Consider the following 26040-nt stretch of genomic DNA (forward strand, 5'->3'; position numbering starts at 1 on the left):
CCGGTCGTACCCCGAGCAGTGCGCGTGGGGAGCGAGCTGACGGACCGCCATTCCGGTCGGCTCGCGCCGAAGGGCGCCGGGGATCGGGCTCGCAGGCCCTGACCGGCCAGCAGGTCGGTGGCGCGGGAGGTCTGCTCGTACAGGACGTGCTGTCCGGTGCGGGTGCGGATGATCAACGACACCTCCCGGGGTGAGTGGCCGGCCGCCCCGGCGGCCGGTGTCCAGAGTTCTCGAAGCCGATCGAAGCCGATCGAAGCACGAGTCGGGGACGGCCCGCATCCACCGGGGATTCCCGAACTCGCCACGGGCGGGTGAGCGTTGGGACGTAGTGTGGGTCCATGATCGAGGAGACATCGCCCGGAACGTCAGAGCGGTCGACGGCGGGGCGCAGGAGGCATGCCGCCCCCAGGCGGGCCGCGGCCGGTGGTGTGCTGCGGTCGTCCGCGCTGATGGCCGCCGGGACCATGGTCTCGCGCGCCACCGGACTGATCCGCCAGGTGCTGCAGGCCGCGGCACTGGGCACCGGGCTGCTGGCCACCACCTACAACCAGGCCAACACGGTGCCCACCAGTCTGTACTTCCTGCTGATCGGCGGCGCGCTGAACTCCGTCCTGGTCCCCCAACTGGTCCGGGCCCGGGCGCAGGACCCCGACGGCGGGGCCGGCTTCGAACAGCGCCTGGTCACGCTCGTGCTGTGCGTCCTGGGCGTCGGCAGCGCGCTGGCCACCTGGGCCGCGCCCGAGATCATCCGCATCTACCAGCAGGACACGCCCGACACCCACGACGCGTTCCGGCTGACCGTGGTCTTCGCCCGCTTCCTGCTCCCGCAGATCTTCTTCTACGGCGTGTTCAGCATCTTCGGACAGATCCTCAACGCCCGGAACCGCTTCGGGGCGATGATGTGGATCCCGGTCCTGAACAACCTCGTGCTGATCACCATGTTCGGCCTCTACCTCGGCCTGGTGACCGTCCCGGAGAACGTCGCGGACATCACCGACGCCCAGGTCCGGCTGCTCGGCATCGGAACCACCACCGCCCTGGCCCTGCAGGCACTCGCCCTGATCCCGTACGCCCACGCCGCCGGCTTCCGGCTGCGACCGCGCTTCGACTGGCGGGGCGCCGGCCTGCGCGGCAGCGTGAGCGCGGCGCGCTGGACCCTGTTGTTCGTCCTGGCCAACCTGGTGGCGAACACCGTGGTCACCCGCCTGGCCTCCGCCGCGGACGCCGCCCTGCCCGACGACGGGGTCGGCTACACCGCCTACAGCTACGCCCAGCAGATCTGGATGCTCCCCCAGTCGATCGTCACCGTCTCCCTGGTCACCGCGCTGCTCCCGCGGATGAGCCGGGCGGTGGCCGAGCACCGTGTCGACGGGCTGCGCGCCGACCTCTCCCGCGCGCTCCGGGTCAGCGGCGTCGTCATCGTCCCGGCGGCGTTCTTCTTCGCCGCCTTCGGCCCGCGGATCGCCCGACTGCTGTTCGCCCACGGAGCCGCCGACGCTGCGGCCACCGTCCCCCTGGGTCACATGCTGCAGGCCTTCGGCCTGGGGCTGATCCCGTTCTCCGCCCAGTACCTCCTGCTGCGCGGCTTCTACGCCTTCGAGGACACCCGCACGCCGTTCCGCATGGCGCTGTGGATCAGCGGCACCAACATCGCCCTGGCCGTGGCCTGCCACCTGCTGCTCTCCCCCCGGTGGGCGGTCACCGGAATGGCCGCCGCCTACGCCCTGTCCTACGCCGTCGGCCTGCTGCTCACGGCCCTGCGGCTCAGGCGGCGCACCGGAGGCCTGCTCGACGGCCGCCGGATCTGCCGCGCCTACGCCAAGTTGACCGCGGCCGCCACCGGCGCGGGAACCGCCGGCTGGCTCATCGCCCGCGTCTGCGGCCACGGCCCGGCACCGGCCTCCTGGACACCGGCCATCTCGCTGGCCGCGGGCGGCGTCGCGATGGCCCTGCTGTTCCTCCTGTTCGCCCGGCTGCTGCGGGTCGGGGAACTGCGCAGCCTGCCGGGGCTGGGCTGACCCGGCTGCCCGGTGCCGTCCGGCTCGGCCGGAAGTGGTGGAACGCATCAAGATCGACTCGAGATCCGGAACTGCCAGAGGTCGAACTGCCGGAGGGGGCCGGGCCGGTGGCACTGATCATCGGCTCCTCGGCCGGATACGGCCTGGCGGCCACCGTCGCCGGGCTCAAGCGCGCCGGGATCCGCGGCATCGCGGTCTGCTACCGGGTCTGATCGCAGTGCCCCGGGCTTCAGCCCGGTGGTGAAGCGATTCTGAGTCCTGCTCTGAGCTGCGCTGACGCACCCTCCCGCGCTGTTGTCAGTGCCCGAGTCACGACCACCGGAACCTGGGTATCAGCATCAATGTCAGTGCCGCGTGATTGCACGATGCCGGATGGTCGGCGTTCGTGAGCATGCTGGAGTACAAGGCCGTGAAGTACGGCCGGACCCTGATCAAGATCGGCCGGTTCGAGCCGACCTCTCAGGTGTGCTCCAACTGCGGTGTCAAGGACGGTCCCAAGCCCCTGCCCGTCCGTGTCTGGCAGTGCCGGGCATGCGGCGTTCGGCTGGACCGGGACGTCAACGCGGCCGTCAACGTCGCCCAGGCCGCCGGACTGGCGGTGACAGCCTGTCGAGTGCGGGTAAGACCGGGACCCGTCCCGGCACAGCGCGGAGAAGCAGGAACCCACCGAGACGGTCAGAAGACCGTGGTAGGAATCCCCGGGCCCTAGCCCGAGGAGCGGAAGTCAAATCGGTTCGCCGCTGACCGCGGCCATCTACCGGCAGGGCGCCATCGGCGCGGCCAAGGTCCACCTGGAGGCCACCGCCCGAACGCTGGACGAGCGGCTCCGCAAGTCGGTGGGCGGGCGGGCCGTGACCTCCGTCAACGGTGCCGCCGTCACCCAGTCTTCCACCGCCGTTCCTGGCATCGCCCTGTACACCGGCCTGCTGCGCGGTGTCCTGGGGGGAGGACATGGTCCCGCCGGTGCGTCAGCTCACCGCTGCCGCCCCGTTCGCCCCGGACGACGAGGGCCGGATCCGCCTGGACACCTGGGAGCTCACCGACGACGTCCAGCCGGCCGTCGCCGAACGCTGGGAGCGCGCCACGACCGACACCATCGCCGGTCTCGCCGACCTCGGCTGGTTCCGCGCCGAGGCCCAGCGCCTGTACGGGCTCTCCGTGCCGGGCGTCGACTACACCGCCGCGGTGGCCACCGACGTTCCCTGGCCCGCTCCCGGCTGCTGATCACGGGCTTGGGCTCGCTGCCGCTCCTCGAAGTGGGCGACGGCGGAGCCGACCTGGGTGAGAGAGACGGGAGGTGGGTGGTGCGAGGGATGGCCATGGCCGTCAGAGCTTCTCGGCCGCGCGGACCCGGTGGAGGTGGACGAGCACGTCGTAGCGGGCGCCGAGGGCGAGGGTGGGCAGCGGGTCGCGGCTGAAGGTGGTCCCGGCGTCGTAGGTCGGGTGGGCCGCGTCCAGCCAGGCGCGGGCCGCGGGCGGGGCCTGGCGCAGGTCGAGGTAGTAGTCGCGGGGGCGGACCCGGTCCAGGAGGTACTCGTTCATGCCGAGGGTCGCCGGGGGCACGGTGGTGCTCCGCCAGTCGTCGGTGAACGGGTCGGTCGCAGTGAGGAAGGAACCGCCGCCGAAGGTGAAGCCGATGCTGACGTAGTCGGCGCCGAGCGCGGCGCGCAGGTGGACGCCCTCCGTCGTGGGGTGGAGCGCCGGGTCGCTCGAGCGGTAGCCGACGTGGCCGTTGTGCGCCGAGAGCAGGACCCTGCCGCCGAGGCGGCGCTGCCACCACAGGGTGTTGTCGGCCATCGCCCGGTCGCGGAGCTCCTGAGCGGCGGTGACGCAGGGGCCGTCGCCGGTCCGCAGGGAGGCGAAGGCGAAGGTCCGGGCGATGTTCCGGGCGTGCTGGACGGCCCACTCGTACTGCTCGTCGCCGTCCCGCCCGGTGGCGGTGACCAGCTCCAGCGCCTGCTGCGCCAGGTCCGCGTTGCGCTGCCGCTCGGGGAGCGGGATCCGGCTCAGGTAGCCGATGGAGTCGTCGAACGACCGCAGGCCGGCGTACAGTTGCTCAACGCTCGACAGCGAGGCGGGGGCGGCCTTCCGTACGTACCCGGTGACCTCGGCGAAGGGCTGCTCGCCGATCCCGGGGAAGCCGAGGTCGGTACCCACGAAGTGCACCGGGCGCTGCGGATGGCTGCGGTTGTACGCGCGCATCCAGTCGATGAGGTCGGCGAACTCCCTTCGCTGCCAAGGCGATCCGGCCAGGGTGCGGCGGACCAGCTGCCGGGCGGTGCCGTCTCCCTGGCCTTGCACGTAAGCGTCGATCAGCAGGCCGGCCGACCAACTGGCCTCCAGGGCGAAGGTGGTGAAGCCCTTCTCCTCGACCAGGTAGCGGAACACCCGGTGCTTCAAGGTGAAGAACTCGTGCGAGCCGTGGGTGGCTTCGCCGAGGCCGACCACCCGGGCGTCGCCGACCATCGCGCCCAGCGCCCGCAGTCCCGCGGTCGGGGCGTCGGGGTCGGTGGACCGCAGGGGGTGGGCGATCCGGTCCAGCTCCTCGGTCACGGTCAGGGTCTGCGGCACCGTCCGTTGGTGCCCGGTGACGGCGACCGGAGCTGCCGCAGCGGTGGCCGGGGTGAGCAGGGCGGCGGTGCCGGTGATCGCGCTGCCGGTGGTGGCCGTCAGCAGGGTCCGCCGCTCGATCGGCTTCCGGGTCACGGTCATGGTGGCTGCTCCTCGGCTCGTCGGTTCAACTCGTCCGGCTGGATGGGCCGGTGAGAGAATCCTCGGCCGAGGAGGGGGTGGGGCGCGCTGGGGCGGGCCGCCAGGTTTCCCGGGGGGCTTCCCCACCCGCCCCGGGTCCTTGGGGGAACCGGGAGGGTTCCCCTGGGGCCACCTGGACGGCTGGGCGAACTGGTGGTAGCGGGCAGTGTCGGAAACTTCCCGCCCCGGCCCTGCGGTTCGACCAGGGCGCGCAGCCCGTCCTGGCCCATGCCGGGCTGGCACCAGGGGCGACCCGCAGCCGCACCGGCAGTTCGCCGGCCTCGTCGAGCTCGGCGTAGAGGTCGAGGCCGTCGCCGCCCGCGTCCATCGCGTGGCCGCCCGTGAGGCCGCTCGCGGCCATCGCGCGCAGGGCGGCGGCCAGGCGCTCGCGGCGCTCGGTGCGGGTGGGCTGCGTGCGCTCGACCAGTTCGCAGGCCGCGTTCTCGAGCAGCAGGCCGGTCGGGCGGCCGTCGGCGTCGCGGACCACCTCGGCGGCCTGGGCGAAGGTGCGCGGGCCGTCGACGCCGGCCAACTCCAGGGCGAGCGGGCTGGCGGGCATGGAGTGGGCGTCGAACAGCTGGAGCAGCGCCGGGACGCCGTCCAGCACGGGGGCGAGGGCGGCGGCCTCGACCGGGCGGTCACCGAAGACGTTCGGGTCCAGGCCCCAGGCGTGCAGCCAGGCGCCCGGCGCGAGGGCCTTGACCCCGACGGCGAGGGAGGGCGGCACGGACGGACGCCAGGTCGGTGCAGCCGGAGAGGTCCAGGCCGTGGGTGAGCTCGGCACCGGTGACCGGGTGCAGGCGGCCATCGACCAGGCCCGGAGTGACCACGGCTCCCTTGAGGTCGATCACCGTCGTTGCGGGGGCGGCGAGTTCGCGGATCGTCCGGTCGTCGCCGAGGGCGGCGATCCGGCCGTCGACCACCGCGAGCGCGGTCTGCGGGAGGAGGCCGCCGGATGCGGGGTCGAGCAGGCGGGCGGAGAGGAGGACGAGGGAGGTGCGCACTTCGGCTCCAGCGGTGGGGCGGGGCTATGGAAGGCCGGGTGTTGGGGGCTCAGGACTGTTGGGTGGGGGTGAGGGAGTCCTCCGGAAGGCCGAGTTCGCGTTCGGCGGTGGTGGCGATGAGCCGGGCGACGACCGGCGGGTGGTTGGCCAGGCCGGTGTTGGCGTGGGAGGCGAGGCCCTCGATCACCGCCAGGATCCCGACGGCCGTCAGCTCGGGGTCCTCGGTGCGGAACTCGCCCCGCTCGACGCCCTGATGCGGCGGGTGGTCCCGCACCGTAGCCCTGACGCTGGGGGCGGTCGGGCGCTGCGCAGGAGGTCGGCGGGTCCGACTTCCTGCGTCGGCGGTTGCGGGTGGTGGGGCGGTTGGGGGGAGTTTGGGGCGGTGGCGACGGTGGGCGTGCGGTCGGTGCGGCGGCGTTCGATCCGGATGGTCCGGCGGGCGGCGGGGAACAGCAGGTTCCTGACGGCGGCGACCTAGATGCGGCGGGTCTCGGATCGTCCGTGGCTGGTCTGCGGGATGTCCTTCCAGGGCAGGGGTGTTCAGCTGTCGGCGCAGGTGTTCCGGTGCTTCTGGTTGCCCTTGACGATCACGATGTAGCGGGCCTTGCGGTCCGGGAGGTAGCCGGCGTGCTCGCGCTGGGTGTGCAGGACATCGGCGGTGATCACCGTCTCGGCCGGGTCGGCGACGGTGTCCAGCAGGGGCTGCAAGCAGGTGATTCCGGGCATCAGCCGCCGCCCGGGCAGCAGGGATCGCGACGGATACCGAGGCGTTCGAGCACGCAGGTGGGGCGTAGGCGATCCACTCGCCGACCGTCGGAGCACGGCGGCCGAGGCGTGGTGCACTCCGCGCGGGTCACGTGGGTCGGGCGTTTCGGCCGGTCGCTCCCGCAGCCCCGGGATCTTCTCGGGGCGGGTTCGGGCTGTTCGCGGAGTTGGTCAAGAGCAGCCGGGATCGTTTGGGTGATGCGTCGGCAGGAACGGTCTTGCGCTCGGATCACGGAGCGTCGAGAACTCCATGATCTTCGAAGCCCGTGTGCGGGCTGGCCACAGCGGCCGGTGACGCGCGGCGCGCACCTGCGCGAGCTGCCGGAGGGTGCTCGGCTGGACGGCGGCCCCAGGCCGAGATCAGCGGCGCGAGTGTCAGGTCGAGTTCGCCCGCGTGGATGGCGGCCAGGTGCGCGTCGATCTCGGCGTCGTCGGCCAGGCCGGCCGCGAGCAGCTCGCCGCGCACATGCCTGATGGTCGCCGCCTCCAACTGGTCGCAGGCCAGCCCGCCGACCGGGAAAGACCCTGCCGCGGCGACATCCACCAAGCCGGCCTCACGCAATGCCGCCGGCAGTGTCCGGCCGTAGCGCAGGTCCGCGCCGCGGCGCATCAGCAGCTCCCGGACCGCGTCGCGCAGCCGGTTGGCCCGCCGCTGCGCGGGGCCGGTGTCGTCCAGGCACGCCAGTGGCTGCAGAGCGGTATCGGCGTCCTCGACCAGCAGCCAGCCGCCGGGCCGTAGCGCTGCCGCCATCGTGGCCAATGCGCGGGCCCGGTCGGGTACATGGACCAGCACGAGCCGGGCGTGCACCAGATCGAACGTCCCCGGCTCCGGGGGCGGATCGGCCGCGACGTCGTGCTGGCGCACCTCGTACCCGTCGCCTGCCTTCAGCCACGACGGGTTGATGTCCGTGGCCAGCACGTGCCCGGTCGGACCGACGGCCGCCGCGAGCGCCTCCGGGATACTGCGGCCACCGGCGCCCACTTCCCAGCAGCGCGAGCCAGCCCTGACCCCAAGTCGATCGAAGTGCCCGCGCGTCACACCGTCGAACAGCTCGGCCAGCCAAACGAATCGCTCGCCCGCCTCGGCACGCGCGTTGTCCAGCAGGTACCCGCGGGCGGAAGCGGACTCTCCGCCGAGCGCAGTGGTCCCGCCTGTCGGATCCGGTCGGCCATCGATGTGCGGCGGGTGGGGCGAGGAGGTCATGACTACATGGTCAACCTTTCCGGGCCGCCAGCGCCACAGCGCTGGGAGAGGGATGCCTCACACAGCCGGCGAACTCCGTACGTCCTACCGCACGGTTCTGCACCGTGACGCGCCTTTCCGTGTTGACGGTCGTGGGTGTGGGGGGCGTGGGAGGTCGGTGGGTTCGACTTCGTGGTCTGGTTCCGGCGGGGCGATCTGGCTTGCTGGGTGGGGATCGGGTGGGTGCGGCCGTTCGTGACGGGGCGTGCTGTGTCGTAGTGCCTGGGGCCGGGGTGGTTGGGCGGTGCGTGGGAAGCCGGAGGGGCCGACATCCTGTGTGATCCGGGCCGGCGGAGGGCGGTGTGGCGGGTCGCTTGGGCGGCGCGGTGAGGTGGGACGTTGACGGGTGGTTGGCTTTGGGCGGGCAAGAGCAGGGGCAGCTGAAGGTGTAGCCCGGTTGCTGGATGGTGAGGAGGCCAGGCACGGTCTGGTTGCCGGTTGCCGCCGCATGGGGGCTCCGGTAGGCGAACGGTGGTGCGGCACAGCTGAGTTGCTCTTCCGAACCGGTTTTTCGCCTGGCCGTTCGGCGGTGTGTCGGTGATCTCGGTTAGGGTGCGGACCGGCTGCGCCTGGCCATCGCAGGGCCGGCGCGAGGGGAGGGGCGTCATGATCGGCGTCGTGGGTGACGGTTCGCGCGGGGCCGAGGAGCGGGGCGGTGAGGGCATCCAGTGGCTGGCGGACGCGGGTGGGGAAGTGGGCGGCGTGGTGTTCGCGCGGGGGATCCCGCCCGAGGAACTCGCCCGTCGGATGGGGGCCGACCCGGCAGCTGCTAGCGGGCCGATCAGCGGGACGGAGATCTGGGACCTGGACATCGAGGTCTACCGCCCCGGTGACGACGGCGACGGCGTGATCCGGGTCGGTGAGGCGGACGGCTGGTCCTTCGCGATCGAGTACGGGGACTCCACCGGCGGGGAACTGCTCACCGAGATAGCGCGCGGCGGCGTCGAGGTGGTCCACTTCCGGCCGATGCCGGAGCAGCCGCCGGCCCTGCTCGACTACGCCCGGGACGGCGCCGTGCTGTGCGGCTTCGGCCTGGGGGAGGAGCGCTGGCGCTGGGGGCGGGAGCCCGACCTGCTCGTTCCGGAGCTGGTCGCGGCGAACGTCCTGGAGGCCGATGGTGTCACCCGCTGCGCTTCCGGGGGCGCGCCGTACGCGGGCGTCCGTCGGCGGACCCTCGGCGCGGTCGGGCGGCGGTTCGGGCTGCGGCTGCCCCGGGCGGTGCTGGGTGAACTGCGGCTGCCGGCGTACGTGGTGCGCGGCCGGCCGGGGCTGGAACCGCGCTGAGCGGAGCGGGGGCAGGACGGGGACGACGGGCACGCGGACGATGGTGGCGGTCATGGCAGGGCTCCTTCCCGGGCCCCTCCGGCGGGGCCCCGATGACCGTCATCCTCGCGCGCTGTGGACCGCGCGCACATGTGCCGATCGGGAGGTTCCGACCAGCGGATTTCCCCGGGAGGGGTGCTGATCGGCCAGTTCGGCGGCGGTAGGAAGAGTTCCTGGAGCGGCTCGACCCCGTAGTGCGGGCCGTCGCGCAGCAGCGCGAGGACGCAGTACCACCAGAACCAGGGGCCGACGAGGTCCTGCGGGCGGTTCCCGGCCCCGCTACTCCTCCCGACGCGACGGGCGCCAGCGCGTCAGGTGTTGGGCGAGGACGGCGCCCGGGTCCTCGGTGGTGTCGCGCAGCGCGACCATGGCGGCGGTGATCACGTCGCACAGCTCGCCCTGCAGATCGGCCATGGTGTGGCTGACGCCCTTCCGGGGATTGGCACCGAGCACGCCGAGCAGGGCCTCGGCGACCTCCCCGGCCTCCTCCTGGATCTTCACCACCTGCAGGTGCAGCAGCGACAGTCCGAGGCGCGCCCGGTGCTCGGAGAGGTGGCGGTGGATGTCGTCGACCACCGCCCAGTCCGGCGTCCGACCGGCCGCCAGCCGGTCCGCCAGTTGGCGCAGGTCGCCCTTGAGCGCGGGTGGCAGCTTCATCCGCTGGGCCTCGGCGAACGGGACCAGCCGCAGCTCCTGCCCCTCCCCGAGGACCAGCTCGGCCGGGTCGACGTCCACCAGTGCGTGGAAGGCACGCCGCCGGGTGGCGTGGGGGTCGGTCCCGGCCGGCACCGGGTGGAAGGGGCGCAGGCCGGGCACGTGCAGCCCGGTCTCCTCGCGCAGTTCGCGCACGGCGGTCTGGTGCGGCGTCTCGCCGGGCTCGCGGTGTCCGCCGGGGACCACCCAGTGGGCGGGCCACCGGATGTCCGGCCGGTCGTCGCGCAGTTGGAGCAGCACCTCCTGCCGGCTGGTGGTGATGAAGACGTCCACGCTGTCGAAATCGTCGTCGGTGCTCAAGCTGTCGGTGCTCAGGTTGTCGGTGTTCAAGCTGTCGGTGCTCAAGGTGCCCTCCGTCGTATTCATGTCCACGCCACTGCAGGTAGCAGGCGGTAAGGCTGCCACCCGGTGGGCCGGTTGAACCCTCACCCGGTCGGCCGGTGGCAGTCCGTTCGGCGCACTCCCCCCGTCCGGGGATTCCGACGGGCGCCGTCGGCCAGTGGCCCCTAGGGTCTGTGGTGCGCCGACGGTGCCGAGCGCCAGGGCGTACGCCTTCCCGACGCACCGGGGCGCACGCCGTCCCGTCGCGCGCCCGGTGCGCTCGGCACACCTGCCGCGCGCCGGTGCGCTCGGCACAACCGCCCGGCCGAAGCGGCGGACCGACCCCGTCCGGCCAACCCGAGAGGTGGACCGCTCCATGCACACCGTCGTCCGCGGCGCCGGCGCGCTCGGCCTGGTCGCGCTGCTGCTCGCCCCCGTCTCCGGCTGCCAGGGCGACGGCCGTTCCGCCGCCGAACCCGTGCCGATCTCCCCGGTCACCGGCGCGAGCGGCACCGGCCTGGCCGCCCAGCGGCTGGACTGGCGCCCCTGCCCGGCCCCCAGCGCCGCGCAGGGCGGCGGCACCCCGCCCGCGGGCGACTGGCAGTGCGCCACCCTCAAGGCCCCGCTGGACCACGCCAAGCCGGACGGGAAGACCATCGACCTCGCGCTGATCCGCAGCCGGGCCAAGGACGAGCAGCACCGGATCGGCTCGCTGCTCTTCAACTTCGGCGGCCCCGGTGCCTCCGGCGTGACCACCCTGCCCGCCCTGGCCCCGGCCTACGCCTCCCTCAACACCCGCTACGACCTGGTGAGTTTCGATCCGCGCGGGGTCGGCGACAGTGCCGGGGTGAAGTGCCTGGACGACCGGGCGATGGACGCCAACGCGGCCGTCGACAACACCCCGGAAACCCCGGCCGAGGTCAAGGCCCTGGACGTCAGCAACGCGCAGTTCACCGCCGCCTGCGAGCGCAACTCCGGCCCGGTGCTGCCGTACGTGGACACCGAGAGCGCCGCCCGGGACCTCGACCTGATGCGGCAGGTGCTCGGCGACCAGAAGCTCTCCTACTTCGGCATCAGCTACGGCACCGAGCTCGGCGGCGTCTACGCCCACCTGTTCCCCGAGGAAGTCGGCCGGGTCGTCCTGGACTCGGTGGTCGACCCGACGCAGGACCCGCAGCAGAGCGCGCTCGGCCAGGCCCAGGGCTTCCAACTCGCCCTCGACGACTTCATGAAGGCCTGCGCCACCCAGGACCCGGCCTGCCCGACCGGCAGCGGCGGCGCCGAGGGCACCGCGCGGATCACCGACCTGCTGCAGAAGCTCGAGAAGTCGCCGCTGCCCACCGGCAGCGGACGCCGGCTCACCGAGAGCCTGGCCATCACCGGCATCGCGGCCGCCCTGTACAGCCAGCAGACCTGGTCCGCGCTGGCCTCCGGGCTCACCCAGGCGATGCAGCAGGGCACCGGCGACGTCCTCCTCGAGCTGGCCGACTCACTGCTCGGGCGCGACCCCCAGGGGCACTACAACAACCTGAACGCGGCCAACCGGGCGATCAGTTGCGTGGACGCCCGGCAGCGCTACTCCGACCAGGACGTCGAAAGGCAGCTGCCGCGGTTCCGCACCGCCTCCCCGGTGTTCGGCCCCTTCACCGCCTGGAGCCTGACCGGCTGCACCGGTTGGCCCGTCCCCGGCAAGACCGACCACCCGGACGTCTCCGCCCATGGCGCCGCCCCGATCCTGGTGGTCGGCACCACCGGGGACCCGGCCACCCCGGTCGAGGGCGCCCGCACGATGGCACAGCAGCTGGGCGCGGGCGTCGGCGTCACCGTCACCCTGCACGGCGAGGGCCACGGCGGCTACAACACCGGCAATCCGTGTCTGAAGAAGACCGTGGACGCCTACCTGCTGGATGGTACGGTGCCCGCCGACGGGACCACCTGCAGCTGAGAAGTGGCCCAGGGCCGAGGGCGGTGATTGGTCCTGGAGATTGGTCCAATCGTGGCCCTAGGATCCTCGACGTGAACACGCACGTGAACGAGAACGTCACCAAGGTCGACTTCTACTTCGACCCCTCCTGCCCCTTCGCCTGGATCACCTCCCGGTGGATCCTCGAGGTCGAGAAGCAGCGCGAGCTGGACCTCACCTTCCGGGTGATGAGCCTGTCCGTCCTCAACGAGGGCCGCACCGACCTGCCGGAGCGCTACCAGCGCCTGATGACCACCGGCTGGGGTCCCGTCCGGGTCTGCATCGCCGCCGCCGAGAAGCACGGCGTGCACGTGCTGCGCGATCTGTACACCGAGCTCGGCACCCGCCTGCACGACCAGGACCGGGCCGCCGACGACACCGTCATCCGCGAGGCCCTGGTGGCCGCCGGGCTGCCGGAGGAGCTCGCCGACGCGGCCGGCAGCACCGCGTACGACGTCGCGCTGCGCAAGAGCCACCACGAGGGCATGGACCCGGTCGGCGAGGAGGTCGGCACGCCGACCATCCACGTCGACGGCGTCGCCTTCTTCGGCCCGGTGCTGAGCGCGATCCCGCGCGGCGAGGAGGCGCTGCGGGTCTTCGAGGGCGTCCGGCTGCTGGCCGGGTACCCGAAGTTCTTCGAGCTCAAGCGGACGCGGACGGGGTCGCTCGACTTCTCCTGACGCCCGAGGCGCCGCGGCCGGTCCAGTCCGGTCCGGTCAGCGGCGGCGCTGCTTGATCCTGATCAGCCCCGACCGGGGACGGCCGACGACGGTCCCGGTCGGGGCTGCCGTCTCCGCCGTCCCGGCGGCCTTGTCGACGATGTGTCCGGTGCCGGTGCTCGACCTGTCCACCCCGACGCCCCAGCCGGCTGGGACGACCGGCCTGATGTGGCCCGAGCGGCACGTCGCCGCGACGGAGCCTCGGGGTCCGGGCAGACGGCCCCGGTGAAGTCGATCCCGCCCGTCGACGGGGGCTCAGTTCCCGCTCTGGCGAAGGTCCCTGAGCGTCGCCGCGAGCGGCCAGGTGAGCAGGACCAGCAGGATTCCGCCGACCGCCGCGACGGTCGCGTGGCCGGCCGTCCAGGTGACCAGCAGGGCAGCCCCGGCGAGCACACCGGCCGCGGTGAGGGCGCCGAGGCCCAGCCGGAGCCGGGTCGGGTGCGGCGTGGCCAGTGCGAGCCGACCCGCCGGGCTCGCCACCGTGCGGCAGGTCTGCCAGCCGCCGACGGCCAGGACGGTCCACCAGCAGGCGACGGCGGCGAACCGGTAGTCGGTGGCCGCGAGGGCCGAGCCCGCCGCGGAGTGCACGAGCGCCACCAGGCCCGCGCCCGCGAGCGCCGGGGCGGTGAGGCGGTGGGCGGCGGTGGCGAGCAGGGCGCGCAGTGCGGCGAGGTCGCGGCGGGGGAGCGGGGTGACCAGGGCCAGCCCGGCCAGCAGCAGCACCTGATCGAGCGGCGCCGCCCAGGCACCGCCGGGCGCGGCGGTCTGACGGGCACCCTGTTCGGCGGCCAGCGTACCGACGAACCCGGTCGCCAGCGCCACGGCGACGGCCAGCACCGCGGCCCGGTCGCGCCGTTCGGCACGGTGCTCGGCGGGCCAGACCGCCGGGTGCAGCCACAGGTCGGCGATCGCGGCCAGCAGCCCGGGCCAGGCGCGCCAGCCGGACTCCCGCACCTCTCGGGCCAGCTCCTCCGCCAGCTCCTCGCCCCAGCGCTCGCGCATCGGCGCGGGGTAGAGCCGGGACAGGTCGACGGGCCGCCGCGCCCGCCCGCCGGTCATGCCGGGTCCACCTTGAGACTGGCCAGCCCGGTGGCGGCCACCTTCGCCATCGACCGCAGCTCCCGTTCCAGCACCTGCCGGCCCTGCGGCGTCAGCCGCACCGGCCGTTGGCGCGGTTGGGCGTCGGTCGTCCCGGCGGGTTCGATCAGCTGCTTGGCCTCCAGGCGGGTGAGCGCCCCGTAGAGGCTGCCGGGGCCGAGCTTCTGCCCGATCAGCCGCTCGATCGCGGCGTTGACGGCGTAGCCGTGCAGCGGGCCTTCGGCCAGTGCGCAGAGCACCAGCGTCTGGGCGTCGTACGCCTGCATGGGGTCACTCCCTCGGGGACGGCGGTGTCGGTTCACGGTACTACGTGACGAGTAGTACGTGCCAAGTACTACGCGGTGTGTACTATCGCGGCATGGTCGAACAGAGCGCACCCGTGGCCGAACGCGGCCAGGGGGCAGGGGAGTCGGCGGGCGGCTGGGTCTGGCTTCCGGTCGCCGCAGGGCTGGTGCTGGTCGGACTGGTGGCCGTACGGCTGCCGGTCGGGGTGCTGGGAACCCTCGTGCGGGTCCTTCCGGCGGAGCAGCGGCTGGCGGAGCAGGTGGCGCCGGGCGTGCCCTGGCTGCCGGACCTGCTGGTGCGGGGCGGAAGGGGCGGCGATGGGTGGCGGTGAGGCGGTGGCGCGGCCTGCTCGGAGGTCCGCAAGGGGAACGCGGTTCCGGGCTGTGCCGACGGGCGGCGACCGCCTCCTGGAGCCCCGGGTGCCGTGGAGGCGGCACCCGGCCTGCGGAGGAGCGGCGCCGGTGCGGCGGACGAATTCGGGAGGACGGGGATGAGCAGGGTGCAGCTTCGGGCACTGTGGAGCGCGCTGGTGCTGGCGGTGGCGTTCACCGGCTTCGGGTACGTGACCACCCAGGCGCGGTCGCTGCGGGCGGTGAGCCCCTGGCAGGGGGATCCGTACGACGCGGTGGTGTCGTTCACGCTGTTCCTGGTCCCCGCGCTCGCCGGGGTGACGACCGTACGGGCCCGACTCTGCCGAGGTGGCGGGCCGCAGCCGGAGTACCGGGTGGACCAGCTGCTGCGGGCCGCCCGGCTGGGCGTCGCCCTGGTCGCGGTGACCGTCGCCACCGACGCGACCGCCGCGGTGCTGCGGGCGGAGCGTGAGCTGTGGGACGGGCGGACGGCCTGGCTGATCGCCGCGCTGCTCCCGCTGGCGGCGGGCGCCGGATGGTGCCTCGTCCTGCTGCGGCGGGCCGTCCGCGAACTGCCGCCGCAGGAGCGGCGGCGGCCGGGCGGGGACTGGCTCGACGACCTCGCCCTGCTCGCCGCGCCGCTGGCCGACCTCCGCGCCCTCACCCGCTTCCTGCGCCGCCACATCGCGGCCGCCGCGGCGGGGCTGAGCCTGCTGGCCGCCGCGGCGGTGGTCAGCGGGCAGACGGCGGGGGAGGGCTGGCCCGGGGTTTGGCTCGTCCTGGTCGAGCTGAGCGTCTTCGCCAGCGGATTCTTCGCCTTCTGCCTGCTCTGCGACACCCTGCTGCGGATCGCCGCCCCAGCGCGGCCGCCCGGTGCCGCCCGGGCCACTGCCTTCGCGGCGGCGCTGGCCGTACCGGTGAGCGGTGGCCTGCGGGCGGCGGTCTGGTCAGTGGTCGGACTGCCGGGCCGGGTGGACTCGCCGGTCAAGCTGTTGGTGCTGATGGCCGGGTGCGCGGTGCTCGCGGGCGCGGTGACGCTGGCCGCCGTACGGAAGCGGAGGACGCGGTGAGCGAACTGGTGGAGTGGGTGGACGAGCGGGACCGGGTGCTCGGCGTCATCGAGCGGGCCGAGGCGATCCGGCGCGGCCGGCTGCACCGCGTGGCCGCCACCGTCTGCCGGGACCGGGCCGGGCGGGTCCTGGTCCACCGCCGCCCGGACGGGGTGAGCCGTTTCGCCGGGTGCCACGACGTGATGCTGGGCGGCGCCCTGGGGGTGGGGGAGTCGTACGGCGCGGCGGCGGAGCGCGAGCTGCGGGAGGAACTCGGGGTGGCCGTGCCGGTGCGGCACCGGTTCACCTTCCTCTGCCGGGGCGCGATCGCGCCGTACTGGCTGGGCGTGCACGAGGCGGTCGTTCCGCCGGACTGCGTCACCGCCGACGGCGTCGATCCGGCGGCGATCGCCTGGTACGGCTGGCTGACCCTGCCCGAGCTGGCCGCGGCCGTGCGGCGGTGGCCGTTCGTGCCGGACGGGCAGGTGGCGTTCAGCCGATATCTGCTCGGGCTCCCGTCCGGGACCGGAGGGGTCGACCATGGAGGGGAAGGCCCGGAGCAGGGCCCGGGCGGTGTGTCCGAGAGGTGGTGAGCGCGGATGATCGTACGAACGCGTCTGCGTGCCGCCCGTCACCCAGCGACCCCGCCCGGCTCCGGCCGCGCCCCCGGAACCGGGCCGGGCCCGGGCCCCGGCGGAGGCCCCGGCGGTACCCCGCCCAAGCCGCCCCCACCCGCACTGCGCCGCTGGCTGCTGCCCATCGCGGTGCTGGTGACCCTGCTCCTCCTGGCCCTGTTCTCCAAGTCCGCCCCGACCGGCACCCGCTACGGCTACACCGACTTCCTGAACCGGGTCGACGCCGGCCAGGTGCAGACCGTGGACGTCACCGACACCGGCGGGGTGTCCGGCACCCTCAAGGACGGCACCCACTTCACCAGCCAGATCCCGACCGCCCTGGACACCTCCCAGCTCAGCCACGCGCTCTCCGACCAGCACGTGAACGTCACCGGCAGCCGCAGCGGCGGCGGCAGCTCGATCTGGTCCACCCTGCTGCTGTTCCTGCCGCTGCTGATCTTCGGCGGACTGTTCCTCTGGTCCGGCCGGATGGCCGCGCGCTCGCTCGGCGGCGGGCTGAGTGCGATCGGCCGCTCCCGGGCGAAGATCATCGAGGCCGAGCGGCCCGCCACCGGCTTCGCCGACGTGGCCGGGTACGAGGGGGTGAAGCAGGAGGTCAGCGAGGTGGTCGACTTCCTGCGCAGCCCCGAGCGCTACGCCGCCGCCGGAGCCAAGGGGCCGCGCGGGGTGATCATGGTCGGCCCGCCGGGCACCGGCAAGACGCTGCTCGCCCGGGCCGTCGCCGGCGAGGCCTCGGTGCCGTTCCTCTCCGTGACCGGCTCCGGTTTCGTGGAGATGTTCGTCGGCGTCGGCGCCTCCCGGGTCCGCGACCTGTTCGAGGAGGCCCGCAAACGCGCGCCGTCCATCATCTTCATCGACGAGATCGACGCGGTCGGCGGCCGTCGCGCGGGCGGCACCCGGATCGGCGGCAACGACGAGCGCGAGCAGACCCTCAACCAGCTGCTCTCCGAGATGGACGGCTTCGACCAGAGCACCGGCATCGTCGTCATCGCCGCCACCAACCGGCCGGACGCGCTCGACCCGGCGCTGCTGCGCCCCGGCCGCTTCGACCGGCAGGTCACCGTGCCGCTGCCCAACCAGGCCGAACGGGCGGCCATCCTCGCCGTGCACACCCGTGGCAAGACCCTCGCCCCGGACGCCGACCTGGGCCGGATCGCCCGCGGCACCCCCGGCTTCTCCGGCGCCGACCTCGCCAACCTGGTCAACGAGGCCGCCATCAACGCCGTGCGCGCCGAACGGGCCACCATCACCGCCGCCGACCTCGACGACGCCCGCGACCGGGTGCTGCTCGGCCGCCGGGAGTCCTCCAACGCGCTGCTGCCCGAGGAGCGGCACGCCGTCGCCGTGCACGAGTCCGGGCACGCCCTGATGGCCGCGCTGTGCGAGCACGCGGACCCGGTCGCCAAGGTGACCATCCTCCCGGCCGGGGTCGCCCTCGGCGCCACCGAGCAACTCCCCGAGGCCGAACGGCACCTGTACAGCGAGAGCTACCTGACCGACCTGCTCACCGTCCAACTCGGCGGACGGGCCGCCGAGCTGGTGGTCTTCGGCGAGGGCTCGACCGGCGCCGCCAACGACCTCGCCAACGCCACCTCGGTGGCCACCCGGATGGTCCGCGAGTTCGGCCTCTCCCCGGACCTCGGCCCGGTCGGCTACGCCAGCGGCTCCCCGCAGTACCTCGGCGACCACCCCGAGGACCTGCTGCGCCGCCCGTACTCCGAGCAGACCCAGCGCGCGGTGGACGAGGCGGTGGCCGCCCTGCTGCGCGGCGCCGAGCGCCGGGCCGTCGGACTGCTGCACGAACACCGGTACCACCTGGACGAGTTGGCGGCGCTGCTGGTCGCCCAGGAGACCGTGGACGGCCGGGTGGTGCTCGACATCCTCGGGCACCCGGCGGCGGAGGCGGGGCGGGAGGCGGAACCGGAGGCGGGCCGGACCCTGGGCGCCAAGCCGGAACCGGACGCGGGTCGGGCCTCGGACGCGGAGGCGGGCCCGGGGGCGGCGGCCTGAGGCCCGTCCCGGCACCCGTCGGGCCGGGGCCGCCGCAGGCCCGGCCACGGCCCGGGTGGATGATGTCGTGGTACCGACTTGAAGGAGCCGACCATGACCGAGACCCTGCCCGCGGACGTTCAGCGCGAGATCGCCCTGGCCCTCGGGGTGGCGCCCGCCGCCGACCCCGCGAAGGAGGCCGAGCGCCGGGTGACCTTCCTCGCCGACCAGCTGCGGGCCTCCGGCGCGCGCACCCTGGTGCTGGGGATCAGCGGCGGGGTGGACTCCACCACCACCGGGCGGCTGTGCCAGCTCGCGGTCGAGCGGCTGCGCGCCGAGGGGTACCAGGCGGCCTTCACGGCGATGCGGCTGCCCTACGGCGTCCAGGCGGACGAGGCGGACGCCCAGCGCGCGCTCGAGTTCATCCGGGCCGACGAGGTGCTCACCGTCGACATCAAGCCCGCGACCGACGCGGCCCTCGACGCCCTGCTGGCGGCCGGCCTCACCTTCCGCGACCACGCCCACGAGGACTTCGTGCGCGGCAACGTCAAGGCCCGCCAGCGGATGGTCGTCCAGTACGCGGCCGCGGGCGCCGGTGGCGGCCTGGTCGTCGGCACCGACCACGCGGCCGAGGCGGCCGTCGGCTTCTTCACCAAGTTCGGCGACGGCGCGGCCGACGTGATGCCGCTCTCCGGCCTGACGAAGCGTCAGGTCCGTTCGGTGGCCGCCTTCCTGGGTGCTCCCGCCGAACTGGTCGGCAAGGTCCCCACGGCGGACCTGGAGAACCTCGCCCCCGGCAAGCCCGACGAGGACGCGCTCGGCGTCGAGTACGACGCCCTGGACGACTTCCTGGAGGGCCGCCCGGTCACCGAGCAGGTCTTCCACACCGTCGTCGGCCACTACCGCCGCACCGAGCACAAGCGCGGCCTGCCGATCATCCCGGGCCAGGCGTGACGGACGTCACCGACCGGGACGGCCGCGCGGCCGGCGCCGTGCTCGGGGCGGCCGTGGGTGACGCCCTGGGCGCCCCCTACGAGTTCGGCCCGGCCGGCGCCCTCTCGGCCCGCTTCCCGGCCGGGCGGGCCGAGCTGGTCGCCGGCGGCGGCTGGGAGCGCGGCGAGGCCACCGACGACACCCAGATGGCCGTCCTGGTCGCCGAATCCCTCATCGAGCGCGGGGAGTTGGACCTTCCGGACATCTTCGACCGGTTCTGCCGCTGGGCCGCCGCCGAGCCCAAGGACATCGGGATCCAGACCGAGTCCGTCCTCGCCAGCGGCCACCCCTGGGACCTCGCCGCCGGCATCCACTTCGACAGCACCCTGCGCGCCGCCGGCAACGGCTCGCTGATGCGCGCGGCCACCTCCGCCGTCGCCTTCGCCCGCGCCGGACGGGAGGCCACCATGGACGCCGCCCGCCGGATCGCCGCGCTCACCCACGGTGACCGGGCCGCCTGGGAGGGCACGGCGATCTTCCACGAGCTCGTCCGCCTCGCCCTCGACGGCGCCGACCCGCTCGCCGAACTCCCCGCCGTCCTGGCCGCCGTCCACCCCGACCACCGCGAGCGCTACGCCACCGTCCTCGCGCCCGACTGGCATCCCGACCGTGCCAGCGAGGCCAACGGGGCGGTCTGGCCCTGCCTGGGCTCGGCCGTCTGGGCCCTGCGCACCACCGACGGATTCGAGCGGGCCGTGCACGCCGCCGTCGATCTCGGCGGCGACACCGACACCGTCGCCGCCGTCGCCGGTGGGCTGGCCGGCGCCCGCTACGGCCTGGCGGCCATCCCGCCGCGCTGGAGCGAGCCGCTGCACGTCCCCCTGCCGGGCTTCGGCGGGCGGGTCCTGCGGGCGCGCGAACTGCTGTGGATCGCGGAGCGGTTGGCGACCTGACGAGCGCCGTGGCGGGCCGGCCTCAGCGGCCGGCCACCGCGAGGAACAGCCCCAGCGGCAGCAGCAGGTGCGAGGCCGGCGCGCTGAGCGTCGCGCAGCGCCAGCGCCGGTGCGGCGTGGACCACTGGCCGGCGATCGCGACACCGAGCACGGCGGCGAACAGGACGCTGCCGGCCAGGACGCCGGTCTGCGTCACCGCCGCCCGGTGCTCCGCCGCGGTCTGCTCGCCCGCCCAGCGCCGGATCCGGGTCAGCAGGACGACGTCGATCGCGACCGTCGGAACGCCGAACAGCGCCGCTCCGACCGTGTCGCCGTTCTCCGTGCCCAGGCCCCTGATCCCCGTGCCCGTCACCGCACCGCCCCCCCTTGATCGTCCGCGCGTTCGGATCGCTACCGTACCGAGTGAACGCTTCTACGCCGAAGGGGGAAACAGTGTGGATGAAGTGACGGTACGTCCGGTGGCCCGGGTGGTCGGGGGACGTGACGAGGTGCGGGACGACGGCTGGGGGAGCGTCGCGGCGGTGATCCGGCTGGACGGAGGGCAGTTCACCGAGGAGGCGCTGTCCGGGCTGGCGGAGTTCTCGCACCTCGAGGTGGTGTACCACTTCGACCGCGTCCCGGAGGGCAAGGTCGAGCGCGGCGCCCGGCACCCGCGCGGCAATACCGAATGGCCGCTGGTGGGCATCTTCGCCCAGCGCGGCAAGAACCGCCCCAACCGGATCGGGGTCTCGCGCTGCACGTTGGTGCGGGTGGAGGGGCTGGACCTGCACGTCACCGGGCTGGACGCGGTGGCGGGCACGCCGGTGCTGGACATCAAGCCGTACCTGGCCGAGTTCGGTCCGCGCGGGGAGGTCCGCCAGCCCGCCTGGTCGACCGAGGTGATGCGTGCCTACTACGACGACGAGGCTGGGCGATGACGCGCGAACGGCTGGCGGTGGTGTCCGGCGGCGGGACCGGGATCGGGCGGGCGATCGCGGCCCGGCTGGCCGGGGACGGGTACCGGGTGGCGATCCTCGGGCGGCGGGCGGCGGTGCTGGAGGAGGCCGGGGCGGCGATCGAACTGGGTGCGGGGCCGGGGGCGGTCGTGCCGGTGGCGGGCGACCTGGCCGATCCGGCGGCGGTCGAGCAGGTGGCCGCCCGGATCGCCGAACTCGGGCCGGTGGACGTCCTGGTGAACAACGCGGGCGCCATCATCACCCCGCCCCAGGACGGCAGCCTGGCCGCCCTGGCCGCGTCCTGGCGGCGCGACCTGGACACCAACCTGCTCACCGCCGTGCTGCTGACCACCGCGCTCCAGGGCGCGCTGCGCCGCCCCGGCGGCCGGCTGGTGGTGATCAGCTCGGCGGCCGCCCAGCGCGGTGGCGCCGGTCCGCACTCGGCGGGTTCGTACGCGGCCGCGAAGGCGGCCCTGCACGGCTGGGCGTTCGGCCTGGCACGGCAGTTGGGGCCGGACGGGATCACGGTGAACGTGCTGGCGCCCGGCTACGTCGTGGACACCGAGATCTTCGGCGCCGACTGGAGCGAGGAGTTCCACGCCCGGAAGGTCGCCGACACCCTGGTCGGCCGGGCCGGCACCCCCGCCGACGTGGCCGAGGCGGTCGCCTACATCGCCTCCCCGGCGGCCGGCTACCTCACCGGACAGGTGATCGGGCTGAACGGGGGTGCGGTGCTGGGCAGATGAGCTGTTCATCGGTCGTCGACCACCCGTGCCCACGGTGAGTGGAAGTGACACGCACCGGGCCCGAACGGAGGAGTTTCCGCTGTCCAGGATCATCACCACCGCCATGCCCGCGCACGGGCACGTCAACCCGCTGCTGGCCATCTCCGCCGACCTCGCCGCGCGCGGCCACGAGGTGGTCTTCCTCAGTGGCGCGCGGTTCGCGGCCGCCGCCGAACGCGCTGGGGTGCGCTTCGTCGCGCTGCCCGCCGAGGCCGACTGGGACGACCGCGACCTCGACGCCACCTTCCCGGGGCGGGCGAGCCTGCCGCCAGGGCCGGAGCGGGCCGCCTTCGACGTGCGGCACGTCTTCCTCGACCCGGTGCCGCACCAGTACCGGGCGCTGCTGGCGCTGTTGGCGGACTTCCCGGCCGACGCCGTGATCGCCGACGCCTTCGTCCAGGGCGCGCTGCCGCTGGCGCTCAGCCGGCCGAGGGCGGAGCGCCCGGCGCTGATCGGGGTCGGGATCACGCCGTCGATGCTGCCGAGCGTGGACACCGCGCCGTTCGGGCTGGCGCTGCCGCCGCTGCCGGGGGAGGAGGGGCGAGCGCGCAACCGGGCGCTGCAGGAGGAGATGGACCGGCGTGGCGAGCCGCTGCGGAGGTACGCGGAGAAGGTGTTCGCGGAGGCGGGCGTCCAGCTGCCGCCGGGCCCGCGCACGCTGATCCCGGTGGCGGTTGCGGACGTGTTCCTGCAGCTGACCGTGCCGGGCTTCGAGTACCCGCGCAGCGACGCGCCCGCCTCGTACCGGATGATCGGCGCGCTGCCCGGGATCGTCGGCGCCGAGCAGCCGCTGCCCGAGTGGTGGGACGAGGTCACCGGCGAGCGGCCGGTCGTGGTGGTGACCCAGGGGACGCTGGTCAACGACGACCTGGGCGAGCTGGTCGCGCCGACGGTCGCCGCGCTGGCGGACCGGGACGTGCTGGTGGTGGCCGCCACCGCCCGGCCGGACGGGCCGCGGGCACTGGCCGAACTGCTGGGCGGCGGCCTGCCGGGCAACGTCCGCGCCGCCGGGTACGTGCCGTTCGACCGGCTGCTGCCGCACACCGACGTGCTGGTGAGCAACGGCGGTTACGGCGGGGTGCAGACCGCGCTGCGGTACGGGGTGCCGCTGGTGGTGGCCGGGGCGAGCGAGGACAAGCCGGAGGTGGCGGCCCGGGTGCAGTGGGCCGGGGTGGGGCTGGACCTGCGCACCGGCCGCCCGGCGCCGGAGGCGGTCGGCCGGGCGGTCGAGCAGGTACTGGGCGACGGCCGGTTCCGCGAACGGGCCCGCGCGCTGGGCGCGGAGTTCGCGGCGTACCAGCCGTTCGACACCATCGCCGAGCTGGTCGAATCGCTGGGGCGCCGCGAGGGCTGAAACGATTCACCAGAGGGGGTGGGGGAGATCAGTCCCCGTCGGCGTCCGCCTCCGCGGTGGGCGCGGCGGCGGCCCCCTTGCTGATGCCGAGCTTCACCTCGGCCGTCGTCCAGTCGGTGGCGATCGCCTGCTGGGCGGCGGCCAGGGTGACCTGCCCCTTGCAGATCGCGGTGTGCAGGTGGGTCTCCACCGAGTCCTTGGGGTTGTTGGGGCCCTTGCCCGGGACGTGGCCGGGGGAGGGCGGCTGGGTCCACAGGTTGCGCGCGTCGTTGGGGTCGCCGCCGAGCTGCAGGCTGATCAGGTGGTCGTACTCGGCGTCGCCCATCGGGCCGGTGTAGCCGTAGGACTTGGCGTTGTCGGCCTTCTCCTTGCCGGTGATGTTCACCGGCGGGCGGATCGTCGAGGTGTAGCCGCCCGGCTTGCAGATGGTGTCGTTGATGTTGCCCTGGTTGACGGCCGGGCTGATCGCGCCCGGGGTGCAGTTCGGGTCGGGCAGCGGCTGCTTGTCCGCCGTGTAGCGGTAGTGGCAGCTGCCCGCCGCGGGTTGCGGCTGGGCGTCGTAGGAGCTCTTCGGACCGGGCCCGGTGACGATCTTGGCCGGGGCGGGCTGGGCGGCGTCGCCCGCGACCGCCGGGGCGGAGCTGTGGGCGCTCTCCTTGCCGTGGGAGCCGTCCTTGGCGGTGTGGCCGCCGCCGGACGAGCAGCCTGCGGCTGCGGCGAGCAGGACGGCCGCGGCTATGGCGAGGGCGCCTCGGGCGGGAGCCGGCACGGAGTTCCTCCAGGTCGTTGCGGTGTCACGGACGGCCGGGGCATGGGTGCCGGAGGCCGCGTCAGCGGACACTACCGTGTCGAGGGGGCCGAACGGGTGATGCCACGTCCGGGCGCGGTAGGACCGTCGCGGGCGCGCGGAATCGTTTCCGCATCCTTGACGCGCCGCCAGGCCCGCCCGCGCCCGGTCCGCCTGGTGGAGGCCCGCGCCCCCACCGCCACCAAGGCAGCTACCGCTGCCGGTTTTACCGCGCCGCGATCCAGTCCGTGACCACCTCGTCCAGCACCGCCAGCGGCAGGCTGCCGTGCCCGATCAGCTCGTGATGGAACTCACGGACGTCGAAGCGCGCGCCGAGCGCGGCCTGCGCCCGCTCGCGGTGCCGGACGAGTTCGCGGCGGCCGATCATGTACGCGGTGGCCTGGCCGGGCCAGGCGATGTAGCGGTCGATCTCGTTGCGGACGTTGGACTCCTGGGTCGCGGTGTTCTCCCGCAGGTAGGCCATCGCCCGCTCCCGGGACCAGCCGTAGTGGTGCAGCCCGGTGTCCACCACCAGGCGCACCGCCCGCAGCGCGTCCATCGAGAGCATGCCGAAGCGGGAGAGGTCCGAGCTGTACAGGCCCATCTCGTCGGCCAGCCGTTCGGTGTACAGGCCCCAGCCCTCGACGTGTGCGGTCAGCGCGGCGGTCGACCGCTGCCGGAACCGCGGCAGGTGGTGCAGGGTGTGGGCGAGCGCGATCTGGAAGTGGTGGCCGGGGATGCTCTCGTGGAAGGCGATCGCCTCGTACTCGTAGGTGAACCGCGTCTCAGGGTGCAGGGTGTTGATCCAGTGGGTGCCCGGCAGGCCGCCCGGGCCCGGCGGCTGGTAGTACGCCAGTGGTGCGGTCTCAGCCTCGACCGGATCGATCTCACGGGTCACGCAGTCGGCGATCGGGTACGGGCGGAACCAGTCGGCCGAAGCCCGGCGGGCCCGCTCCAGCGCGCCGTCGACCAGGGCGATCAGCTCGGCCGCGCTGCCGAAGCGCAGCGAGCGGTCCTCGCGCAGCGCGGTCAGCACGGCGTCCGGGGAGGTGATGCCCAGCACCTTGCCGCCCAGCTCGGCGAACTCCTCGCGCAGGGCCGCCACCGTCTCCAGGCCGATCCGGTGCACCTCCTGCGGGTCCAGCCCGGGCCGGGTGAAGCGGGCGACGGCGTCGGCGTAGCCCTCCGCGCCGCCCGGCACGTGGCAGACCCCCGCCGCGGAGTCCGGCCGGGCGTCCGCCGCCAGCCGCTGGGCCAGCCCGGCCCGGTAGCGGGCCACCGCGGGGCGGACGCCGTCGCGCACGACGGTCCGGGCCCGCTCGAACTCCGGACGGCCGCGCAGCGGCTTCAGCATCTGGTCCTCGGCCGGATCGCCGGCCAGGTAGGTGTCCAGCTGGGTGACGGCGGCGTCGACCCCGCTGCGCAGCGGGTGGCGGCCCTCGGCGGCGGCGTCCAGGGCGCGCCGCAGGGCGGCGTCGAAGTAGCCGGGCAGTCCGGCCAGCCGTTCCAGGTAGGCGTCGGTGCCCTCGTGGTCGACGGCGGTCATCGCGAGGGCGCCGAAGGCGGAGTTCTGCGGGGCGACGATGGTGGCCGAGACGCTGAACTCGGCCAGCCCGTGGGTGATCTCGCCGATGCCGTTGGCGATCAGCCGCTCCAGCACCCGGTGGGTGATCCGGTCCTCGCCGGTCAGCGCGTCCAGCGGTACGGCGGCCAGCCGGGTGCCGAGACCCCGGAGCACCTCGCGGTGGCGCAGCGCGGCCGCGCGGGACGGGTCGGGTACCTCGTGGGCGTGGCCCTCGGTGCCGCTGAGGGTCGCGGTGAACGGGTCGTGGGCGTTCCTCGCGGCGAAGAACTCGTCGCCGAGGGCGGCGAGTTCGTCCCGAGGGGAGCAGGCGGTCGGGCTGTCGCCCGGCTGGTCGGTCATTGGGCGATTATTCGGAGTCGGCGGCGGCGCGGTCAATACGCGGCGGACGGAAGGCAGTTCCGCCCGCTCGCCGTGAACGCGCCGCCGCCGAAGCGGAATTCAGTATTCAGGATTCCGGGTTCCGGGCTCCGCCGGACAGGCC

General features: G+C 74.1%; 25 protein-coding genes and 3 pseudogenes. 16 read left to right on the top strand and 12 right to left on the bottom strand.

The window, feature by feature from the left end; genetic code table 11:
• Positions 1-338 precede the first annotated feature (338 nt).
• The 4 genes and pseudogenes from murJ to ACWCYO_RS10830 all read left to right on the top strand — a co-directional run.
• Positions 339-2018 (top strand): murein biosynthesis integral membrane protein MurJ, encoded by a 1680-nt coding sequence (gene murJ, locus ACWCYO_RS10815; protein WP_449784006.1) that lies wholly within the window; start codon positions 339-341, stop codon positions 2016-2018.
• Positions 2019-2125: 107 nt separating this feature from the next.
• The gene (locus ACWCYO_RS10820) at positions 2126-2230 is read left to right on the top strand and encodes a hypothetical protein (RefSeq protein WP_449784007.1); all 105 of its coding nucleotides are present in this window, start codon (positions 2126-2128) and stop codon (positions 2228-2230) included.
• 146 nt (positions 2231-2376) lie between these two features.
• Positions 2377-2727 (top strand): annotated as a pseudogene (locus ACWCYO_RS10825) (zinc ribbon domain-containing protein); the annotation flags it as partial.
• A 13-nt stretch (positions 2728-2740) separates the two neighbouring features.
• Positions 2741-3242: pseudogene (locus tag ACWCYO_RS10830) on the top strand (enoyl-[acyl-carrier-protein] reductase FabV); the annotation flags it as partial.
• A gap of 102 nt (positions 3243-3344) precedes the next feature.
• On the opposite strand, the gene ACWCYO_RS10835 reads toward ACWCYO_RS10830, so the two are convergent.
• The 5 genes and pseudogenes from ACWCYO_RS10835 to ACWCYO_RS10855 form a co-directional block, all read right to left on the bottom strand.
• Positions 3345-4730, bottom strand: a complete 1386-nt coding sequence (locus ACWCYO_RS10835) for an erythromycin esterase family protein (protein WP_449784008.1) — start codon at positions 4728-4730, stop codon at positions 3345-3347.
• 215 nt (positions 4731-4945) lie between these two features.
• Positions 4946-5773, bottom strand: a pseudogene (locus ACWCYO_RS10840) (amidohydrolase family protein); the annotation flags it as partial.
• Between the two features lie 49 nt (positions 5774-5822).
• On the bottom strand, positions 5823-6047 hold the full coding sequence (locus ACWCYO_RS10845; protein ID WP_449784009.1) for a hypothetical protein: 225 nt from the start codon (positions 6045-6047) through the stop codon (positions 5823-5825).
• 266 nt (positions 6048-6313) lie between these two features.
• Positions 6314-6481: a hypothetical protein gene (locus ACWCYO_RS10850; protein ID WP_449784010.1), complete on the bottom strand. Its 168-nt coding sequence runs from the start codon at positions 6479-6481 to the stop codon at positions 6314-6316.
• Between the two features lie 286 nt (positions 6482-6767).
• Positions 6768-7742 carry a methyltransferase domain-containing protein gene (locus ACWCYO_RS10855; RefSeq protein ID WP_270141521.1) on the bottom strand — a complete coding sequence of 325 codons (975 nt, stop codon included), beginning with the start codon at positions 7740-7742 and terminating at the stop codon, positions 6768-6770.
• Between the two features lie 645 nt (positions 7743-8387).
• On the opposite strand from ACWCYO_RS10855, the gene ACWCYO_RS10860 reads away from it, so the two are divergent.
• On the top strand, positions 8388-9065 hold the full coding sequence (locus tag ACWCYO_RS10860; protein ID WP_449784011.1) for a DUF6461 domain-containing protein: 678 nt from the start codon (positions 8388-8390) through the stop codon (positions 9063-9065).
• A 318-nt stretch (positions 9066-9383) separates the two neighbouring features.
• Here ACWCYO_RS10860 and ACWCYO_RS10865 read toward each other — a convergent pair whose 3' ends face one another.
• A complete protein-coding gene (locus tag ACWCYO_RS10865; protein ID WP_270141517.1) occupies positions 9384-10163 on the bottom strand; it encodes an NUDIX domain-containing protein in 780 nt (259 codons plus the stop codon).
• Positions 10164-10515: 352 nt separating this feature from the next.
• Here ACWCYO_RS10865 and ACWCYO_RS10870 point away from each other — a divergent pair, with 352 nt between their 5' ends.
• Both ACWCYO_RS10870 and ACWCYO_RS10875 read left to right on the top strand, forming a co-directional pair.
• Positions 10516-12084, top strand: coding sequence for an alpha/beta hydrolase (locus ACWCYO_RS10870; protein ID WP_270141516.1), 1569 nt, complete (start codon positions 10516-10518; stop codon positions 12082-12084).
• A 71-nt stretch (positions 12085-12155) separates the two neighbouring features.
• Positions 12156-12782, top strand: a complete 627-nt coding sequence (locus tag ACWCYO_RS10875; protein WP_270141514.1) for a mycothiol-dependent nitroreductase Rv2466c family protein — start codon at positions 12156-12158, stop codon at positions 12780-12782.
• A gap of 36 nt (positions 12783-12818) precedes the next feature.
• On the opposite strand, the gene ACWCYO_RS10880 is transcribed toward ACWCYO_RS10875, so the two are convergent.
• The 3 genes from ACWCYO_RS10880 to ACWCYO_RS10890 all read right to left on the bottom strand — a co-directional run bounded on the left by ACWCYO_RS10880 (position 12819) and on the right by ACWCYO_RS10890 (position 14185).
• A complete protein-coding gene (locus tag ACWCYO_RS10880) occupies positions 12819-12953 on the bottom strand; it encodes a hypothetical protein (RefSeq protein WP_449784012.1) in 135 nt (44 codons plus the stop codon).
• A 123-nt stretch (positions 12954-13076) separates the two neighbouring features.
• Positions 13077-13880, bottom strand: coding sequence for a hypothetical protein (locus tag ACWCYO_RS10885; protein ID WP_449784013.1), 804 nt, complete (start codon positions 13878-13880; stop codon positions 13077-13079).
• Positions 13877-14185 carry a PadR family transcriptional regulator gene (locus ACWCYO_RS10890; protein WP_449784014.1) on the bottom strand — a complete coding sequence of 103 codons (309 nt, stop codon included), beginning with the start codon at positions 14183-14185 and terminating at the stop codon, positions 13877-13879. The genes ACWCYO_RS10885 and ACWCYO_RS10890 overlap by 4 nt, the downstream gene beginning before the upstream one ends.
• A 92-nt stretch (positions 14186-14277) precedes the next feature.
• On the opposite strand from ACWCYO_RS10890, the gene ACWCYO_RS10895 reads away from it, so the two are divergent.
• From ACWCYO_RS10895 to ACWCYO_RS10920, 6 genes are all read left to right on the top strand, one after another.
• A complete protein-coding gene (locus ACWCYO_RS10895) occupies positions 14278-14535 on the top strand; it encodes a hypothetical protein (RefSeq protein WP_270141506.1) in 258 nt (85 codons plus the stop codon).
• Positions 14536-14694: 159 nt separating this feature from the next.
• Complete coding sequence (locus tag ACWCYO_RS10900) at positions 14695-15624, top strand: hypothetical protein (protein ID WP_449784015.1); 930 nt, start codon at positions 14695-14697, stop codon at positions 15622-15624.
• Positions 15621-16196: an NUDIX hydrolase gene (locus tag ACWCYO_RS10905; RefSeq protein ID WP_449784016.1), complete on the top strand. Its 576-nt coding sequence runs from the start codon at positions 15621-15623 to the stop codon at positions 16194-16196. The genes ACWCYO_RS10900 and ACWCYO_RS10905 overlap by 4 nt, the downstream gene beginning before the upstream one ends.
• A gap of 6 nt (positions 16197-16202) precedes the next feature.
• Entirely contained in the window at positions 16203-18248 is a 2046-nt protein-coding gene (gene ftsH, locus ACWCYO_RS10910; protein ID WP_449784017.1) for an ATP-dependent zinc metalloprotease FtsH, read from the top strand.
• Between the two features lie 93 nt (positions 18249-18341).
• Entirely contained in the window at positions 18342-19181 is an 840-nt protein-coding gene (gene nadE, locus ACWCYO_RS10915; protein WP_270141500.1) for an ammonia-dependent NAD(+) synthetase, read from the top strand.
• Positions 19178-20113, top strand: a complete 936-nt coding sequence (locus tag ACWCYO_RS10920) for an ADP-ribosylglycohydrolase family protein (RefSeq protein ID WP_449784018.1) — start codon at positions 19178-19180, stop codon at positions 20111-20113. Before nadE ends, ACWCYO_RS10920 begins: the two co-directional genes overlap by 4 nt.
• Before the next feature lie 22 nt (positions 20114-20135).
• Here the strand turns inward: ACWCYO_RS10920 and ACWCYO_RS10925 are convergent, their stop codons facing one another.
• Positions 20136-20465 (bottom strand): hypothetical protein, encoded by a 330-nt coding sequence (locus ACWCYO_RS10925; RefSeq protein ID WP_449784019.1) that lies wholly within the window; start codon positions 20463-20465, stop codon positions 20136-20138.
• Positions 20466-20556: 91 nt separating this feature from the next.
• Here ACWCYO_RS10925 and ACWCYO_RS10930 point away from each other — a divergent pair, with 91 nt between their 5' ends.
• From ACWCYO_RS10930 to ACWCYO_RS10940, 3 genes are all read left to right on the top strand, one after another.
• Entirely contained in the window at positions 20557-21030 is a 474-nt protein-coding gene (locus ACWCYO_RS10930; protein ID WP_270141494.1) for an SAM-dependent methyltransferase, read from the top strand.
• Positions 21027-21794, top strand: coding sequence for an SDR family NAD(P)-dependent oxidoreductase (locus ACWCYO_RS10935; RefSeq protein WP_449784020.1), 768 nt, complete (start codon positions 21027-21029; stop codon positions 21792-21794). The genes ACWCYO_RS10930 and ACWCYO_RS10935 overlap by 4 nt, the downstream gene beginning before the upstream one ends.
• A gap of 103 nt (positions 21795-21897) precedes the next feature.
• Positions 21898-23187, top strand: a complete 1290-nt coding sequence (locus ACWCYO_RS10940; protein WP_270141491.1) for a nucleotide disphospho-sugar-binding domain-containing protein — start codon at positions 21898-21900, stop codon at positions 23185-23187.
• A gap of 28 nt (positions 23188-23215) precedes the next feature.
• On the opposite strand, the gene ACWCYO_RS10945 is transcribed toward ACWCYO_RS10940, so the two are convergent.
• Entirely contained in the window at positions 23216-23956 is a 741-nt protein-coding gene (locus ACWCYO_RS10945; RefSeq protein WP_270141490.1) for a hypothetical protein, read from the bottom strand.
• Between the two features lie 244 nt (positions 23957-24200).
• Positions 24201-25898: a DUF885 domain-containing protein gene (locus ACWCYO_RS10950; RefSeq protein WP_449784021.1), complete on the bottom strand. Its 1698-nt coding sequence runs from the start codon at positions 25896-25898 to the stop codon at positions 24201-24203.
• Positions 25899-26040: the final 142 nt, after the last annotated feature.

Source organism: Kitasatospora sp. NPDC001683, assembly GCF_053596495.1.